The sequence below is a fragment of the Pseudomonas sp. P7759 genome, from assembly GCF_013386445.1.
In the GTDB taxonomy this organism is placed as follows: Bacteria; Pseudomonadota; Gammaproteobacteria; order Pseudomonadales; family Pseudomonadaceae; genus Aquipseudomonas; species Aquipseudomonas azotoformans_A.
This window is the reverse complement of record NZ_JACART010000045.1, coordinates 39,826-56,069: the sequence shown is the minus strand read 5'-3', so window position 1 is coordinate 56,069 and position 16,244 is coordinate 39,826. Positions and strand designations below refer to the sequence as shown.

Annotated in this window: 14 protein-coding genes, 1 tRNA gene and 1 pseudogene; 2 read left to right on the top strand and 14 right to left on the bottom strand. The window is 61.1% G+C overall.

Annotated elements, in window-relative coordinates:
* Positions 1-94: 94 nt before the first annotated feature.
* From HX823_RS32060 to HX823_RS25530, 6 genes and pseudogenes are all read right to left on the bottom strand, one after another.
* Positions 95-256, bottom strand: a pseudogene (locus HX823_RS32060) (Arm DNA-binding domain-containing protein); the annotation flags it as partial.
* A gap of 226 nt (positions 257-482) precedes the next feature.
* Positions 483-558: transfer RNA gene (locus HX823_RS25550), tRNA-Gly, on the bottom strand.
* Between the two features lie 60 nt (positions 559-618).
* Complete coding sequence (gene pgsA, locus HX823_RS25545) at positions 619-1,179, bottom strand: CDP-diacylglycerol--glycerol-3-phosphate 3-phosphatidyltransferase (RefSeq protein ID WP_003232771.1); 561 nt, start codon at positions 1,177-1,179, stop codon at positions 619-621.
* A 32-nt stretch (positions 1,180-1,211) separates the two neighbouring features.
* Complete coding sequence (gene uvrC / locus HX823_RS25540; RefSeq protein ID WP_177077251.1) at positions 1,212-3,035, bottom strand: excinuclease ABC subunit UvrC; 1,824 nt, start codon at positions 3,033-3,035, stop codon at positions 1,212-1,214.
* A 1-nt stretch (position 3,036) separates the two neighbouring features.
* Positions 3,037-3,678 (bottom strand): UvrY/SirA/GacA family response regulator transcription factor, encoded by a 642-nt coding sequence (uvrY, locus tag HX823_RS25535; protein WP_032886613.1) that lies wholly within the window; start codon positions 3,676-3,678, stop codon positions 3,037-3,039.
* 151 nt (positions 3,679-3,829) lie between these two features.
* Positions 3,830-4,195: a helix-turn-helix domain-containing protein gene (locus tag HX823_RS25530; protein WP_033902122.1), complete on the bottom strand. Its 366-nt coding sequence runs from the start codon at positions 4,193-4,195 to the stop codon at positions 3,830-3,832.
* 82 nt (positions 4,196-4,277) lie between these two features.
* Here HX823_RS25530 and HX823_RS25525 point away from each other — a divergent pair, with 82 nt between their 5' ends.
* Entirely contained in the window at positions 4,278-4,517 is a 240-nt protein-coding gene (locus HX823_RS25525) for a DNA-binding protein (protein WP_038851376.1), read from the top strand.
* A gap of 35 nt (positions 4,518-4,552) precedes the next feature.
* Here HX823_RS25525 and HX823_RS25520 read toward each other — a convergent pair whose 3' ends face one another.
* Entirely contained in the window at positions 4,553-4,984 is a 432-nt protein-coding gene (locus HX823_RS25520) for a GNAT family N-acetyltransferase (RefSeq protein ID WP_177077249.1), read from the bottom strand.
* A 611-nt stretch (positions 4,985-5,595) separates the two neighbouring features.
* Here HX823_RS25520 and HX823_RS25515 point away from each other — a divergent pair.
* Positions 5,596-6,666, top strand: a complete 1,071-nt coding sequence (locus HX823_RS25515; protein ID WP_177077247.1) for a 3-deoxy-7-phosphoheptulonate synthase — start codon at positions 5,596-5,598, stop codon at positions 6,664-6,666.
* 130 nt (positions 6,667-6,796) lie between these two features.
* Here HX823_RS25515 and HX823_RS25510 read toward each other — a convergent pair whose 3' ends face one another.
* Genes HX823_RS25510 through HX823_RS25480 form a run of 7 tightly spaced genes read right to left on the bottom strand, consistent with a single transcriptional unit; the run spans position 6,797 to position 16,243 of the window.
* Entirely contained in the window at positions 6,797-7,498 is a 702-nt protein-coding gene (locus HX823_RS25510) for an NAD(P)H-dependent oxidoreductase (RefSeq protein ID WP_177077245.1), read from the bottom strand.
* A gap of 9 nt (positions 7,499-7,507) precedes the next feature.
* Positions 7,508-9,127, bottom strand: a complete 1,620-nt coding sequence (locus HX823_RS25505; RefSeq protein WP_177077243.1) for an ABC transporter ATP-binding protein — start codon at positions 9,125-9,127, stop codon at positions 7,508-7,510.
* Between the two features lie 2 nt (positions 9,128-9,129).
* The gene (locus HX823_RS25500; protein ID WP_028619646.1) at positions 9,130-9,957 is read right to left on the bottom strand and encodes an ABC transporter permease; all 828 of its coding nucleotides are present in this window, start codon (positions 9,955-9,957) and stop codon (positions 9,130-9,132) included.
* Positions 9,958-9,960: 3 nt separating this feature from the next.
* Positions 9,961-10,920, bottom strand: coding sequence for an ABC transporter permease (locus HX823_RS25495; protein WP_095017575.1), 960 nt, complete (start codon positions 10,918-10,920; stop codon positions 9,961-9,963).
* Between the two features lie 11 nt (positions 10,921-10,931).
* Positions 10,932-12,518, bottom strand: a complete 1,587-nt coding sequence (locus HX823_RS25490) for an ABC transporter substrate-binding protein (RefSeq protein WP_177077241.1) — start codon at positions 12,516-12,518, stop codon at positions 10,932-10,934.
* A gap of 19 nt (positions 12,519-12,537) precedes the next feature.
* Positions 12,538-14,145, bottom strand: a complete 1,608-nt coding sequence (locus tag HX823_RS25485) for a 5-guanidino-2-oxopentanoate decarboxylase (protein WP_177077239.1) — start codon at positions 14,143-14,145, stop codon at positions 12,538-12,540.
* Positions 14,135-16,243, bottom strand: coding sequence for an acetate--CoA ligase family protein (locus HX823_RS25480; RefSeq protein WP_177077237.1), 2,109 nt, complete (start codon positions 16,241-16,243; stop codon positions 14,135-14,137). The genes HX823_RS25485 and HX823_RS25480 overlap by 11 nt, the downstream gene beginning before the upstream one ends.
* Position 16,244 lies beyond the last annotated feature (1 nt).

Sequence of the window (16,244 nt, the reverse complement as noted above, 5' to 3'; positions counted from 1 at the left end):
CGCCATCTTGCTTATGATCTGTTTCAGCACGATGTCAACCCACCTTTCCACAATTAAGTATGACCGTGTAACGGTCGCAGTAGGGATGGCAGTTACCGAGAGACATGCGTGTCTGCTCGCCGTGCCAGGTAAAGCGAAAGTGCCACGAACGCCCACCCGAAGACCCAACTGCCAAAGAGAGGCCATCGATATCGCCGAGTGTGTAGTCTGTGCCTGTAGGCTTTGCGTGCCGAATGGCCGCGTCTGAAAGAGCCATTTCCTAGCCTCCTGAAGGTTGAATTCAGGGCTAGATGTTCAGCAAATGATTCGCTGGGCTCCGCTGACAATCCGATGTCGTAACCCACCCATTTGATGGACAAGATTATGGACAAAATCAGTCCAGAATCGGGTGGATTTCGATGGAAGTCGAAATAACGAAAAAAGACGCCTAAGCGTCTATTTCGTGGATCCCAGCGCCCAGTGGACATCTGTGGATCTATGTTTGGAGCGGGAAACGAGACTCGAACTCGCGACCCCGACCTTGGCAAGGTCGTGCTCTACCAACTGAGCTATTCCCGCTTGGTGATGCGCATTCTATAGAAATCTCGTAACCGGTCAACCCTTTGATTCAAAAAAGTTTTATTTCTTTTCAACGGTAGTGCGCAGATGAGGCCAAGCAGCGCGTAGGTACTGGAGCATAGACCACAGCGTCAGGCCAGCCGCGATCAGCAGCAAGGCATAGCCAGTCAGAACCCAGAACGAGAAGTCCGACGGGTTGGCCAGCAGGATCACCAGCGCAAGCATTTGCGCGGCGGTTTTCCACTTGCCCATGTTGGACACGGCCACGTGAGCGCGGGCGCCGATTTCGGCCATCCATTCGCGCAGGGCCGAGACGACGATCTCGCGACCAATGATCACCGCGGCTGGCAGTGTGAGCCACAGGTTGCCGTGTTCCTGCACCAGCAGGACCAAGGCGACAGCCACCATCAGCTTGTCGGCCACCGGGTCGAGGAACGCGCCGAACGGAGTGCTCTGCTCCAGGCGGCGGGCCAGGTAGCCGTCGAGCCAGTCGGTGGCGGCCGCGAAGGCGAACACTGAGCTGGAGGCGGCATAGCTCCATTCGTACGGCAAATAGAACAACAGAATGAAAATCGGGATAAGCAGGACGCGTAGAACGGTGATCAGATTAGGGATATTCATCGGCACAACTGGCTACGAGGTGGAAAGGCATTCTATTCGCTGTGCAGATTTGCATAAATCAACTCAGCGAGCTTTTTACTGATACCGGGTGCTTTGGCTATTTCGTCAATGCTGGCACGGGATAGCTCTTGCAAGCCACCAAAATGTTTAAGCAAGTCGCGTCGTCGTGTCGGCCCGACCCCCGCCACCCCTTCTAGGGTTGAGGTTCGCCGGGTTTTGCCGCGACGGGCGCGGTGGCCGGTAATGGCGAAACGGTGGGCTTCGTCTCGAATCTGTTGAATCAGGTGCAGCGCAGGTGAGTCGCCCTTCAAGGTGAACTCATGGGCGGCGTCATTCAAGTACAACGTTTCGAAACCGGCCTTGCGCGTGGCGCCCTTGGCCACGCCGAGCAGGATCAGATCGGGCACCGCCAGCTCGTTGAGCACGTCGCGGGCCATGGACAGCTGGCCCTTGCCGCCGTCCACCAGCAGGATATCCGGTAACTTGCCCTCGCCGTCCTTCAGCTTGCTGAAGCGTCGCGTCAACGCCTGGTGCATGGCGGCATAATCATCGCCGGCGGTAACACCTTCGATGTTATAGCGACGGTAATCGGCTTTGATCGGCCCTTCCGGCCCGAACACTACGCAAGATGCCACGGTAGCTTCGCCGCTGGAGTGGCTGATGTCGTAGCACTCCAGGCGCTGCGGTGGTTCGTCCAGGTTGAGGACTTCAGCCAGGGCGTCAAAGCGTGCGGCGACATGCTGTCGATTGGCCAGGCGTGCGCCCAGGGCCTGTTCGGCGTTGGTCACGGCCAGTTGCTGCCAACGGGCACGGGTGCCACGTACGCGGTGGCTGATGTCCAGCTCGCGGCCGCGCAATTCGTGGATCGCCTCGATCAGCGTGGGGAAATCTTCATGCACCACGTTGACGATCAGCTCCGACGGCAGGTCGCGCTCGGGACTGCTGACGTAATACTGGCCAAGGAAGGCGGCCATGACTTCGGCCACGTCCTCGTCAATACCGGTCTGCGGGAAAAAGTTCTTGCTGCCTAGCACCCGACCGCCACGCACGCTGATCAGGTGCACACAAGCGCCACCTGGATTGACGAAGGACGCGATCACGTCCACGTCGCCGGTGCCGCCTTCCATGCTTTGCTGGTCCTGCACACGGCGCAGCAGCGAGATCTGGTCGCGCAGTTCAGCGGCCTTTTCAAAATCCAGGGTGCTGGCGGCCTGCTCCATCGCGCCGGAGAGTTCATCGGTGAGGGCGTTGCTACGCCCTTCGAGGAACATCACCGAATGGCGTACATCTTCGGCGTACTCCTGCGGTTCGACCAGGCCCACACAGGGTGCCTTGCAACGTTTGATCTGGTATTGCAGGCACGGCCGGGTGCGGTTCTTGTAGAAACTGTCTTCGCACTGGCGCACAAAAAACGTCTTTTGCAGCAGGCTCAGGCTTTCACGGATCGCGCCAGCGCTAGGGTACGGCCCGAAATACTTGCCCTTCTGCTTCTTCGCACCCCGGTGAATACTCAGGCGTGGGAAGTTGCCGTCGGATAAAAACACGTAGGGGTAGGACTTATCGTCACGCAGCAGGATGTTATAGGGCGGCCGCCACTCCTTGATCAGCGTCTGCTCAAGCAGCAGCGCTTCGGTTTCATTGGCGGTAATGGTGGTTTCGACCTGGGCGATACGCGCCACCAGCGCAGCGGTTTTCGGCGCGAGACCGGTCTTGCGAAAGTAGCTCGCCAGGCGGTTCTTCAGGTTCTTGGCTTTGCCGACATACAGCAGGCGCGCCTCGCTGTCGAACATGCGGTACACGCCAGGGCGGCCGCTGCAGGTCGAGAGAAAGGCACTGGGATCAAACGGTGTGCTCATGTCAGGCGCTGGCGTCCACCATGCCGTGGCGCACCGCGAGCAGGGTCAATTCAACATCACTGCTGATGGCGAGCTTCTCGAAAATGCGATAGCGGTAGGTGTTGACGGTCTTGGGCGACAGGCACAGCTTGTCGGAGATCGTCTGCACCTTTTGGCAGCCGACGATCATCAAGGCGATCTGGATTTCCCGCTCCGACAGCGCATCGAACGGTGAGTCGCTGACGGGTTGGAAGGACTTGATCGCCAATTGCTGGGCAATCTGCGGGCTGATGTAGCGCTGGCCGGCAAAGACCAGGCGAATGGCTTGCACCATTTCCGCCAGGCCTGCACCTTTAGTCAGGTAACCGGCTGCGCCCGCCTGCAAGAGGCGAGTCGGGAACGGGTCTTCTTCGCACACTGTCACCACCACGACCTTGATGTCCGGATGGCTGCGCAATAACTTGGTCGTGGCGCCTAGACCGCCGATACCGGGCATCTTGACGTCCATCAACACCACATCGGGTTTCAACTCTCGAGCCTTGATCAGGGACTCTTCCCCGGACTCGGCCTGGCCGACTACTTGCAGGCCATCGATGTCAGCCAGCATTCGTGTAATACCTGTACGAACGAGATCATGGTCATCGACTACTAGCACCCTAATCAAGCAGACACCTCGCGATATGGTCTTATAGGTTGCTGAACACCTTAGCAAAAAACCAAGGCGCAGACCTAGCTGCAAGCGTCATATATATAGTGTTTGAACGCACAGCAGCCGCCCACCGAGGGGTGGACGGCTCTATTTGCTGGGCAGCGGGTCAGGAATCCTGGGGCTGCGGCTTGATTTTTCCATTCAGCGAACCGGAATGTTCGGCCAAGGTCGACGTCAGGCGGCGGATCGCATCCTGGTCTTCCTTGAACATGGCGCGGTAATCGCCCAACACTTTCTCTTCGATGTGGCTCAGGTTCTCCAATTGGATCGGTGTTGCCGTACCGGTCAACACGTACAACACATCCACACCTCTTTCAGCGACACGGGATAAATAGTCCGCTTTAGGCGCACGCCCTCCACTTTCATATTTACCTTGGGCGTTGGCTTCAACGCCGCCGATTTCACCAAACACTTTTTGCGACAGGCCAAGTCGCTCTCTTTCTTGCCTCAAACGCGAACCGATTCCACTCATTTGGATGTATGATCCTAGTTGGCACACCCCAAGAGGTGACACACTCATCTCTTCGTTAAACGAATTTGAACGGTTTTGAACTATGCCCGGAATCCGTACTGCTGCACAAGCCAAAGCCTGGCTGGAACATCAAGGAAAGTCAGTTCAAGCGTTCGCACGCGAACATGGCGTTGATCCGGCAACCACCTATCAAGTGCTCGCTGGGCGCAAAAAGGGACGGCGTGGAGAGGCCCATAAGGTGGCGGTCCTTCTGGGCATGAAAGAAGGGATCATCCTTGCTGAGGCAGATGGCCAAAACAACGATCAGGAAGTCGTCTCCTGAAGTCAGTATGCGCTTATTAGGATTGAGTGCATGGTTTAGCTTGATTGGCAGGCACGCTCCATGCGCCAGAAGCAGTCTTCCTCACCGACAATGCTCAACCCCATGCGCTGATAGAGCCGCCTGGCCGGGTTGGTCTTGAACACGGTCAAGCGCAACAGGCCCAGCGCCTGTGCCTTGAGTGCCATCTGTTCCAACACCCAACTGCCCGCGCCCAATCCACGACACGTTTCGAGCATATGCAGCTCTCGGATGTAGAGTGCGCGGCTGTCGCGGCTCAGGCTGATAAAGCCCATCACCGCATCATCGTTGCAGATCAGCCAGTTTTCACGGCCGGCCCAAGCGACATCGAAGCCATCGTTGGACCACATCAGGTCGTATTGCTGGTAGTAGCGGCTCATGGCCTCGATGGTCAGTGTTCGGGCGAACGGCAGGTCCAGGTCCGTGGCTGCGCGTAAGTGAAACGCCATGTGTCCGTGTCCATTCCAATGAGAGTCTCCACAGCATATCGGCATGCACCTCATAGTCGTAAGTACCCCACGACAATAGAAATTTCTGATTGAAACCACCTGTGCGCGTCGAGTAAGCTCTGCCCATCATTTGGAGACACACCATGTTGCAACTCACCCACACCCAGGTTTGCCCTGCTACCAGCGCCACGCGCTCGGTGTCGGCTACCCGTGTGAACGGTTCGAGCGCACCTGTCAGCTTTTATTTTGGGTATTGGTTTAGCCACTGGCGCGCCTGATACCTGAAATCGGCGCCCACTACTCAAGGGGTCGCCTACCAGAGAAATCTAACCCCCGGTCGGCTCCCCGACCGGGGGTTTTGTTTTTTCAGCCTCTAAAACTTTTTGAAGAACACTTAAAGGACACACGACATGAACTACGCCACCTATTACCGCTACGACACTTCCACCGCATGGCGATTTAGCCAGCTCCGCTCGGGACAGCCTGCCGCCTCCGATCGGTCACCTCTTGGTGGCAAGCCAACACACGTAGCCCATACGGCCAATTGTCGAACACCCCAGTAGGGCAGAGCGCGCGGGAACAGCCCGCCGCTTGCCCAGGAAGCCTTGAATATGAACTCTGCCACCGCCGCTCTGCCGATCTCTGCACTGACCAGCGCCAACGAAGCCCTGACCCAGCGCCTGCCCAGCTCCCTTGAGCTCAAGCACCAACTGCCCCTGAGCCCGTTCCTCAACGAACAAGTCCACGCCCATCGCCAAGCCGTGCGCGCCATCCTCAATGGCGAAGATTCACGTCTGCTGGTGATTGTCGGCCCGTGCTCGATCCACGATCCGGAATCGGCCATGGAATACGCGCGCAACCTGAAGAAACTCGCACTTGAAGTCAGCGACCAGATGCTGCTGGTGATCCGCGCCTACGTCGAAAAACCGCGCACCACCATCGGCTGGAAAGGCCTGGCCTACGATCCTCACCTGGACGGCAGTGATGACATGGCCGCCGGCCTCACCCTGTCCCGCGAACTGATGCGCGAAATGCTGCGCCTGGGCCTGCCGGTCGCCACCGAACTGCTGCAACCCATGGCTGCCGGCTACTTCGATGACCTGCTCAGTTGGGTCGCGATTGGCGCGCGCACCACCGAATCGCAGATCCACCGCGAAATGGCCAGCGGCCTGGGCATGCCCGTAGGCTTCAAGAACGGCACCGACGGCGGTGTCGCGATTGCCTGTGACGCGATGCGCTCGGCGTCCCATCCGCACCGTCACTTCGGCGTCGACAGCCAGGGCCACCCGGCGATCATCCAGACCCCAGGCAACCCCGACACGCACCTGGTACTGCGCGGCGGGCACCGTGGGCCGAACTACGATGCGCAAAGCGTGGCGCAGGTGAAGCACGATCTGGCCAAGTCCAAGGTAGCGGCGCGCATCATGGTCGATTGCAGCCACGCCAATAGCGGCAAAGACCCGCTGCGCCAACCGGCGGTGTTCAACGAGGTGCTGGAACAGCGGTTGCAGGGCGACACCTCGCTGATCGGCATGATGCTTGAAAGCCATCTGTTCGAAGGCTGCCAGCCGTTGAGTGCGTCGATGAAGTACGGTGTGTCGATCACCGATGGCTGCCTGGGCTGGAGTGGCACCGAGCAACTGCTGCGCAGTGCCGCCGAAAGATTGCGGAAACAACGCTAAATCATCAGGCATGTGAAGATCAAAATGTGGGAGCGGGCTTGCTCGCGAATGGGGTCTATCAGTGCCAAATGTACTGGCTGATCCACCGCTTTCGCGAGCAAGCCCGCTCCACATTTGAACTGTATTCAGCTCAGGGAATTGGGTACAGCGCCTCATCAAACTGCTCAAGCTTCGGAAACACCAAGGGCTGCTCGTCCGCCAGCCCTTGCAGCCGCTGCTCATACCCCACCAGGAAATCCCGCCGTGCCTCGTCGCTGATGTACGGCACATGCCACGCCACAAACGGTGGCAGCACGTCATACCCCACATACGCCAACGTGCCGCGCAGAATTGGCCGCAACATGTCCTCCAGCGGCCCATGAATCGCGCCCTCACCGAACATATGCTCGCGCCCGCCCAGGGTCACCGTGACCATCGCGCGCTTGCCTGCCAGCCCGCCTTGATCGTAAAAGCGCTTGCCGCCGTAACACACACCCGACACCAGCACCCGGTCGATCCACCCCTTGAGCATGGCCGGCGCCGAGAACCAGAAAATCGGAAAGTTGAGGATCAGCAGATCTGCCCACAGCAGCTTGTCCAACTCGCCCTGGATGTCCGCAGCGATCGACTGCTTCTTCACCCCCAGGCGCTGCTCCAGGGCGTACACCAGATACTCGGGATTTTCCCGCGTCGAAAAGTCCGCTGCCGACGCCACCGGGTTCCACTGCATGGCGTACAAATCACTGATCTTTACCTCATGCCCCTGACCCTCCAGCGTGGCCACCGCCTGATCGCGCAAGGCCGCAGTGAATGACTGTGGCTCAGGGTGGGCGTGAACAATCAGAACCTTCATACAAACTCCTCAAACGGTATGCGCCGCCCGTTGGGCCAGCAAGTGATCGAGCCAATCCGGGTCCATCTCGGGCTCCGATGAAAACAGCAGCCCGGTGTAGTCCTGGTACGGCGGGGTGAAAATCGCGCTGCGGCTGCCCTGATCCACCACCCTGCCCCGCTGCATCACCACCACCTCATCGGCAATGGCACGCACGGTGGCGACGTCATGGGTGATAAACAGATAGGCCACGCCCAGTTGCTGCTGGAGGCGGTTGAGCAACTTCAGCACGCCCTCGGCCACCAGCTGATCCAGGGCCGAAGTGACTTCATCGCAGATGATCAGTTGCGGGTCGGCCGCCAAGGCGCGGGCGATGCAGATGCGCTGCTTCTGGCCGCCGGACAACTCCCTCGGTTGGCGCTCCATGAATACCGCCGGGTCCAACTCGATCATCTCCAGCAACTCGGCAACGCGAGCGCGCATCGCCTTGCCCTTCAGGCCCAGGTAAAACGTCAGTGGCCGCCCGATAATGTCGACGATGCGCTGGCGCGGGTTCAGCGCGGTGTCGGGGATCTGGTAGATCATCTGGATCCGCCGCAATTGCTCCTTGCTTCGCTGACGAAAGTCGGCCGGCAATGCCTCGCCGTCATACAGCACCTGCCCCGCCGTGGCCGGCAGCAGTCCGGTGATCAGACGCGCCGTGGAGCTCTTGCCGCTGCCCGACTCGCCGATCACCGCCAGGGTCTGGCCGCGATAGAGCTTCATCGACACGTCATGCAGCACCGGCTGATGCCCATAACTGGCGCTCACTTGATGCACCTCCAACAACGGCACTTGCTGGTCCGGACAGGCCTTGGGTTCGGTGCGAAAACTGCGCACCGCCCATAGGGATTTGGTGTAGTCCTGCTGCGGCTGGCTGAGCATGCTGCGGGTGTCCGCCTCTTCCACCAGCTTGCCATGGCGCAACACCATGATGCGATCGGCCATCTGCGCCACCACCGCCAGGTCGTGGCTGATATAGAGGGCGGCGCTGCCGTAGGTTTTCACGGCATCGCGGATCGCCGCCAGCACTTCGATCTGTGTGGTCACGTCGAGGGCCGTGGTGGGCTCGTCGAAGATGATCAGGTCCGGGTGGCAGGCCATGGCCATCGCCGTCATGACCCGCTGCAGCTGCCCACCAGAGACTTGATGGGGATACCGTTGGCCGATGGTTTCCGGGTTGGGCAGGCGCAACACACGGTACAGTTCCACCGCCTCACGCTCGGCCTGGGCTCGATCAATGCCACCGTTGATCACCGCCGTCTCCACATGCTGGTCGATCAGGCGATGCGCGGGGTTGAACGACGCCGCCGCGCTCTGTGCCACATAGGCAATGCGCAGGCCACGCAATTTGCGCAGCGCCTCGGGCCTGGCCTGCAATAACTGGATACCGTCAAAACACACCGAACCACCGGTGATGCGGCAACCGTCCCGCGCATACCCCATCACCGCCAGCCCCAGGGTGGATTTACCCGCCCCCGACTCACCGATCAAACCCAGCACCTCGCCGCGTTGCAGGGTCAGGTCAATGCCCTTGATCAGCGGATGCCAGGCGTCTTCGTAATGCCCTTCGATCTGCAGGTTGCGGATTTCCAGCAATGGCTTGTCCATCCTCAACACTCCTTCAGGCCGCTGGATTTATGCAGCATCCAGTCGACGACAAAATTCACGCTGACGGTGATCAACGCCACCGCCAGGGCCGGCAGCAACGGGCTGATGTCGCCAAAGGTGATCAACACCGCGTTGTCACGCACCATGCTGCCCCAGTCCGCAGTGGGCGGCTGAATGCCCAGGCCGAGGAACGACAACGCGCTGATGAACAGGAACACAAAGCAGAAGCGCAGGCCGAATTCGGCAATCAGCGGCGCGGCGGCGTTGGGTAACACTTCGCGGGTAACCAGCCACCACAGGCCTTCGCCACGCAGGCGGGCGGCTTCGACAAAATCCTGCACCACCACGGTCATTGCCACGGCACGGGACAAGCGAAACACCCGCGTCGAATCCAGCAAGGCAATCACCAACACCAGCGACGTGGCGTTGGTGCCCACAACGCTCAGAATCAACAAGGCGAAGATCAGCTGCGGGATCGCCATCAGCACATCCACCACCCGCGACAAACCCTGGTCGATCCAGCCGCCCTTGATCGCCGCCACCAAGCCGCTCAAGCCACCCAGCAAAAACGCCAACGTGGTGGTCAGGAAAGCAATGCCCAGCGTGTTGCGCGCGCCGTAGACCAAACGACTGAACATGTCGCGCCCCAGGTTATCGGTGCCCAACAGGAACTGGCCGCTCCAGGGCGCAAAACCCTCGCCCACCACCTGGGTCTCGCCATAGGGCGCCAGCAACGGCGCAAACACAGCCACCGCGATGTACAACAGAATGATCAGCAGGCCGAACTTGGCGCTCAACGGCGCACGGGCCACTTGGCTCAACAGGTTCATGGACTACCCCTTGGGATGCATCAGGCGTGGGTTGCTGGCGATGGACAACACGTCCGCCCCGGTATTGAGCAGGATATAAGTGGCGGCAAAGATCAGGCTGCACGCCTGCACCACCGGGATGTCGCGCTTGGACACCGAGTCCACCAGCAACTGGCCGAGGCCCGGATAGACAAACACCACTTCGACCACCACCACCCCCACCACCAGATACGCCAGGTTCAGCGCGATCACGTTGACGATCGGCGCCAGCGCGTTGGGCAGCGCATGCCGCCAGATAATCCGCGACTGGCGGATGCCCTTCAGGCGAGCCATTTCGATATAGGGGCTGGCGAGCAAGTTGATCAGGGACGCGCGGGTCATGCGCATCATCTGCGCGATCACCACCAGGCTCAGGGTTGCCACCGGCAGCACCGAGCGTTCCAAAATCGTGCCAAAGGTGGCATCCGGCGCCAGGTTGGACAGGCTGGGGAACCAGCCGAGTTTCACCGAGAACACCAGGATCAGCAGGTAGGCGACGAAGAACTCCGGAAACGACACCGCGCTCAACGCCGAGGTATTGAGCAGGCGATCGAACCAGCTGTTGCGGTACAGCGCCGCCAGCATGCCCAGCACCAGCGCCGTGGGCACCGAGACCAATGCCGCCAATGCAGCCAGGCTCAGGGTGTTGCCCAATCGCGCACCGATCAAATCGGCAATCGGTCGCTGATTGGCCAGCGACGCACCCAGGTCACCGTGCAGCAGGCGCAGCAGCCATTGGGCAAAACGCGTGAACGGCGGCAGATCCAGGCCCAGCTGCGCCCGAAATGCCGCCACGGTTTCCGGCGTGGCAGACTGCCCGAGCATAGCCTGGGCAATATCCCCCGGCAGCATGCCCACGGCGAGAAAGATGATCACCGACACGGCGAACAACGACAGCACACCCAGGGCCAGGCGCTGCAGGACCAGCTTCAACAGGCTATTCATGGTGCCACTCCTCAGGCCTGCCACCACCGCTCGATCAGCCGCAGCCCATCCAACTCACCATAGGGCGCGGTCAGCGGCCCGTGGCTGACCTTGTTCGAACGCGCCGCCACCGAGCTGGCAAACAGCGGTACAATCGCGCCGCCATCATCCCGGCACAGGGCCTGCATTTCGTTGTACATCTCCTGGCGCAACGGCGCGTTCATCTCGCCACGGGCGGCGTTGAGCAGTTGGTTGAAACGCGGGTTGTCCCAATGGGTTTCATTCCACGCCGCGCCTTTGGCGTAGCCGATGCTGAACATGCGGTCGGCGGTCAGGCTGCTGTACCAGAACGAGGTGGTGAAAGGCTGCTTCATCCATACGTTGGAGAAGAACCCATCGGCCGGTTCACGCACCACATCGATGTCGATACCGGCCTGGCGCGCCTGTTCCTTGAACAATACCGAGGCGTCCACCGCACCGGTGTAGGCCGCGTCGGAAGCCTGCAGGCGCACCTTGAGCGACTCCACACCGGCCTTGCGCAGGTAGAAACGCGACTTGTCCGGGTCGTATGTGCGCTGCTCGAGGGCCGCATTGATAAAGCGACTGCCGGGCTGGATCGGGTGGTCGTTGCCCACCAGGCCGTAGCCATGCAGCACGGAGGCCAACAACGTCTCGCGGTTGATCGCATGCTTCATGGCCATGCGGATGTCGTTGTTCTTGAATTCGTTGCTGTCGCACAGCATCGGGAAGGTGTAGTGCTGCGCGCCCTTGATTTCTTCGATCACCAGGCCGGGGTTGCGCTTGAGCAGCGCCACGGTTTTCAGGTCGACCTTGTTGATCACATCCACCTGCCCGGTGACCAGCGCATTGACCCGCGCGGCGCCGTCGGCAATGGCAAGCAATTCGGCGCTGGCGAAGTGCGCGCGGCCGGGTTTCCAATAGTCTGGGTTGCGTTCCAGGTCCATGCGCACACCGGGTTCGAAGCTTTTCAGGCGATAGCCGCTGGTGCCCACACCGGCTTGCCAGTCCGCCACGCCGTCCTTGGCGGGCATGATCACCAAGTGGTAATCAGCGACGACATACGCAAAGTCGGCGTTACCCGAATGCAACTCGAACACCACCGCATCGCTGCCCTGGGCGGTCACGCTGGCGACATCGCCCAGCACGGTCTTGGCGGCGGAGGTGGACTTGGCGTCCAAGTGGTGATTGATCGAGACCACCACGTCGTCGGCGGTCAAGCTTTTGCCGTTGTGGAAGGTCACGCCGGGGCGCAAGTGGAAGGTCCACACCCGCGCATCGGGCGTGGATTCAAAGCGCTCGGCCAATTCGGGAATCGCGCTGCCGTCCACCGCGATTTCCGTGAGGGTGTTGTACACCGCCGAGAAACCGACAAAGGTGAAGGTATCAACCCAGGAACCCGGATCGCGGGAATCAGTGGTGCTGCCACCGGCCAGGCCCAGGCGCAACACGCCGCCCGGTTTGGGCGTGGCGTCTGCGGCAAAGGCCTGAAACGGCAAGCCCATGGAAAACGCCGCGGCCACCGCGCCAGCCACGGCGCTGTGTTTGAGGAAGTCGCGGCGGTGCATCGCTTGAGTCATTTTCTTGTTGTTTTCGCTCATGGTCTTGTCTCTCTAAAGGTCAACAGGCACAGGCATGTTTCAACTCGATCAACGTCACGCCATTGCGTTTGAACGCGTTGCGCAGGTCCGTCTGCAATTCATCCAGGGTGCGGGGCTGGTTCACGGTGCAACCGAACGCCTGGGCGAACAGCGCGAAATCCGGGTTGCGCGGCAGCACGCCGATGGGCTCGATATCGAGGCTCAACATGTCATCGCGAATCTGGCCAAGCGCGTCGTTGTTCCACAACAGCACCACCAACGGGCTGTCCAGTTCCTCCACGGCAGTCGCCAGTTCCTGGGCGGTGTAAAGGAAACCACCGTCGCCCACCAGCACCAGGCCCGGCCGCTGTGGCGCGCCAAACTTGGCGCCGATACCTGCGGGCAGGCCGTAGCCCAAGGTGCCGTAGCCGGTAGGATGCAACCAGCTGCGCGGCGCACGGCTGCGGTAGGCGTAATTGCCGGTGTAGGCCAGTTGGGTCATGTCGCTGCTGATAAAGGCATTGGCCGGCAATTCGGCTTCGATACGGTCGAGAATGGCTTGGTGGATGGACTGCAAGGGGCCGTGCCCCAACTCGACTGCCTGCAACAACGCCCTCACTGTCGAGACGGCGGCTTCAGCGTCGCGCGCTGTGGCCGGCAGGCGCTCCAGCAAGGCCAGCACGGTCTGCTGTGCATCGCCTTTGAGCGCCACGACACAGGGGTAGAAATCATTGAATTTGCGTGCATCGATATCCACCCTCAACAACTCGCCGTTGAGCGGCAAACGCTCACGCCAATAGTCGGTGTCGGCCATTTCCGTGCCGACCGCCAGCACCACATCCGCCTCGCTGATCAGTTGCCATCCGGGTTCGACGCACAGGGTGGAACCGGCATTCAGCGGATCATTGAAGGGCAGTAAACCCTTGCCGGCCACGCTGGTGAAGAGCGGCGCCGCCAACTGAGTGCTCAAGCGCTGCAAAGCCTCGCCCGCCGCCAATGCACCGCCACCGGCAATGATCATGGGTCGCTTGGCCGTCGCGAGCTTGGATGCAGCCTGATCCAAGGCTTCAGCGGACGGCAAGCCACGACCAGGGCGGCGTACGACCTCATTGCTCCAGTCGCGCAGGATCGGCGCCGCCAACACATCCAGCGGCACCGAGATATGCACCGGACGGGGTCGCTCGCTGTCGAACACCGCGTAGGCGCGGGCGACCAATTCAGGCAAATCCTCGGTGCTCAGTGCCACCGCCGAAAACGCGGTGATAGGCGCCGTAATGGCGCGCTGGTCCTGGGTCTCATGCAGGATGCCCCAACCTTTGCCGAGGCTGGCGGTGCTGTTGACGCTGGAAATCACCAGCATCGGAATGGAATCAGCGTACGCCTGGCCAATCGCGGTGGCGGCATTGGTCACGCCGGGACCGGTGATCACAAAACACACCCCCGGCTTGCCGCTGACCCGCGCGTAGCCGTCAGCCATAAAGCCGGCACCTTGCTCATGCCGCGTGAGCACATGGCGAATGCCGCTGCCGGGCAGGCCGCGATACAGCTCCAGGGTGTGCACACCGGGAATGCCAAAGACCGTGTCGACGCCATAATTGGCCAGCAACCGCACCAGGGCCTGGCCGCCGGTCAGGGTGTTATCGTGCATGTTCATCTCCTAGACGGATCAACGCATCGACCGCCATCGCGCCCTGGGCATTGACCAACAATGGGTTCACATCCAGCTCCAGCAATTGCCCGGCATTGGCGCAGGCGTAGTCGGCCACGGCCCGGATGGCCGCCACCAGCGCCTCCAGATCCGCCACTTCACGCCCGCGAAAACCCTGCAATAACGCGGCACTGCGCAGGCTGAGCAAGGCGTTGCGGATGGCACTGTCGGTGGTCGGCAACAACAGGCTGCGGCTATCCTTGAGCAGCTCCACCAGAATGCCGCCGGCACCGATGACCAGGGCCAGGCCAAAGTTGTTTTCGCGCTTGATGCCCACGATCAACTCGGCCAATGGCGGCGTCGCCATCGACTCCAACAGCAATTGATCGAAAACGACATGCGGCACATAAGCCGAAAGATGCTCGCGCATCTGCTCAAGTGCGGCGGTCAGGGCCATGCCGTTCTGCAGGTTCAGCACCACGGCCCCGGCCTCGGTCTTGTGCGGCAACTGCGCGCTGACCGCCTTGAGCACCAACGGATAGCCGAGCAGTTCTGCATCACTGACCGCCCTTCCCGGCGTACTCAGCACACCAGCGGGTGTGGTCAAGCCGAACGCACGCAGGGCTTGCTTGGAAGTCCACTCGTCCAAAGCTGCGCCGCTGTCATCCAGGGCTTTTGGGCACAAGGGCTCGAGGATCGACTCGCCTCGCTCCAGCAACACGCGCCGGTTGCTTTGGTAGTCGGCAATCCGCCCCCAAGCCGCCAGTGCATCCTCTACGCCTTGCAGCGCGGCGATCCCCTGAGCATGCAGACGCTCGCGGGCATGGGCCGGCAACAGTTCGGGAAATGCCGAGGTGACAAATCCGGTCTTGCCATGCCGGCCGAGCGCTGCACAAAACAGCTCCAGCAACAGGTCGCACTCCTTGCGCTCGCCGGTGAACTCGGCCGGGTAATCCAGCACCAGCATGGCGGCATCGGCGTCGGTTCGTAGTGCGGTGTCGAGCATCGTGTTCAGGGCATCACGGTCGCCCCAGATAGCGGTGGTGAAGTCCAGCGGGTTGACCAGGTTGGCGTAGCTGGGCAGCACCTGGGCCAGTTCAGCACGTTGCTCTTCGTCCAGTTTCGGCAAGGCCAGATGATTGCGTTCGGCATAGTCGGCAATCAGCCCCGCATCGCCACCCGAACAGGCCAGTGCAATCAGCCGATTGCCCGCAGGAAGATTGCCGCAGGCGGCCGCCTTGAGGGTTTCGACAAAACTCACCGGCCCGCTCACACGGATCACGCCCAGGCGCGCAAACAGGCTGTCGTACAGCGCGTCGGAGCCGGACAACGAACTGGTGTGACTCAAGGCCAGTTCGGCGCCGATCTGCGACACGCCGGTTTTCAGCGCAATGATCGGAATACCTTTCTCCAGCGCCTTGTGCGCTGCTCGGGCAAAACCGGGCACATTCTTCAAGCCTTCCAGGTGCAGGCCGATGGCGGTGACGCGCGGCTCGTCGAGCAACACATCCATCAATTCGGCAACGCCCAGTTGTGCCTGGTTACCCACCGAAGCCATGTAGGCCACCGGCAGCGAACGGTCGCTCATCGACAGGTTGTAGGCGAAGTTGCCGCTCTGGGTGAGCACCGCCACGCCCTTCTCCACCGACTTGCCGCCGTGGGCCACCGGCCATAGGGCCGCGCTGTGCAGGTAATCCAGCAGGCCATAGCAATTGGGGCCGAGCAAGGCCATATCGCCCGCAGCCCTTGATAGCTGCTGCTGCATGGCGGCGCCGCTGGCGCCGGTTTCGGCAAAACCGGAGGCGTAGCAAATCGCGCCACCGGTGCCGATAGCGGCCAGTTCAGCCACGCAGGTCAGCGTCAACTCTCGGTTGGTGGCGATAAACACCGCATCCGGCCCACAGGGTAAATCGGCCACGCGGCGCACACAGGGGATGCCATCGAGGCTGTCATGTTGCGGGTTGACCAGCCACATCGGCCCGGTAAAACCGCCGTCGGCGCAGCGCTTGAGCGCGCGCGCCATGCTGCGTCCACCCACGAATGCCAGGTGCCGGGGCGCCAGCAGGCGCTTGAGGTTGTCGCGAATAGCCTGGGACATA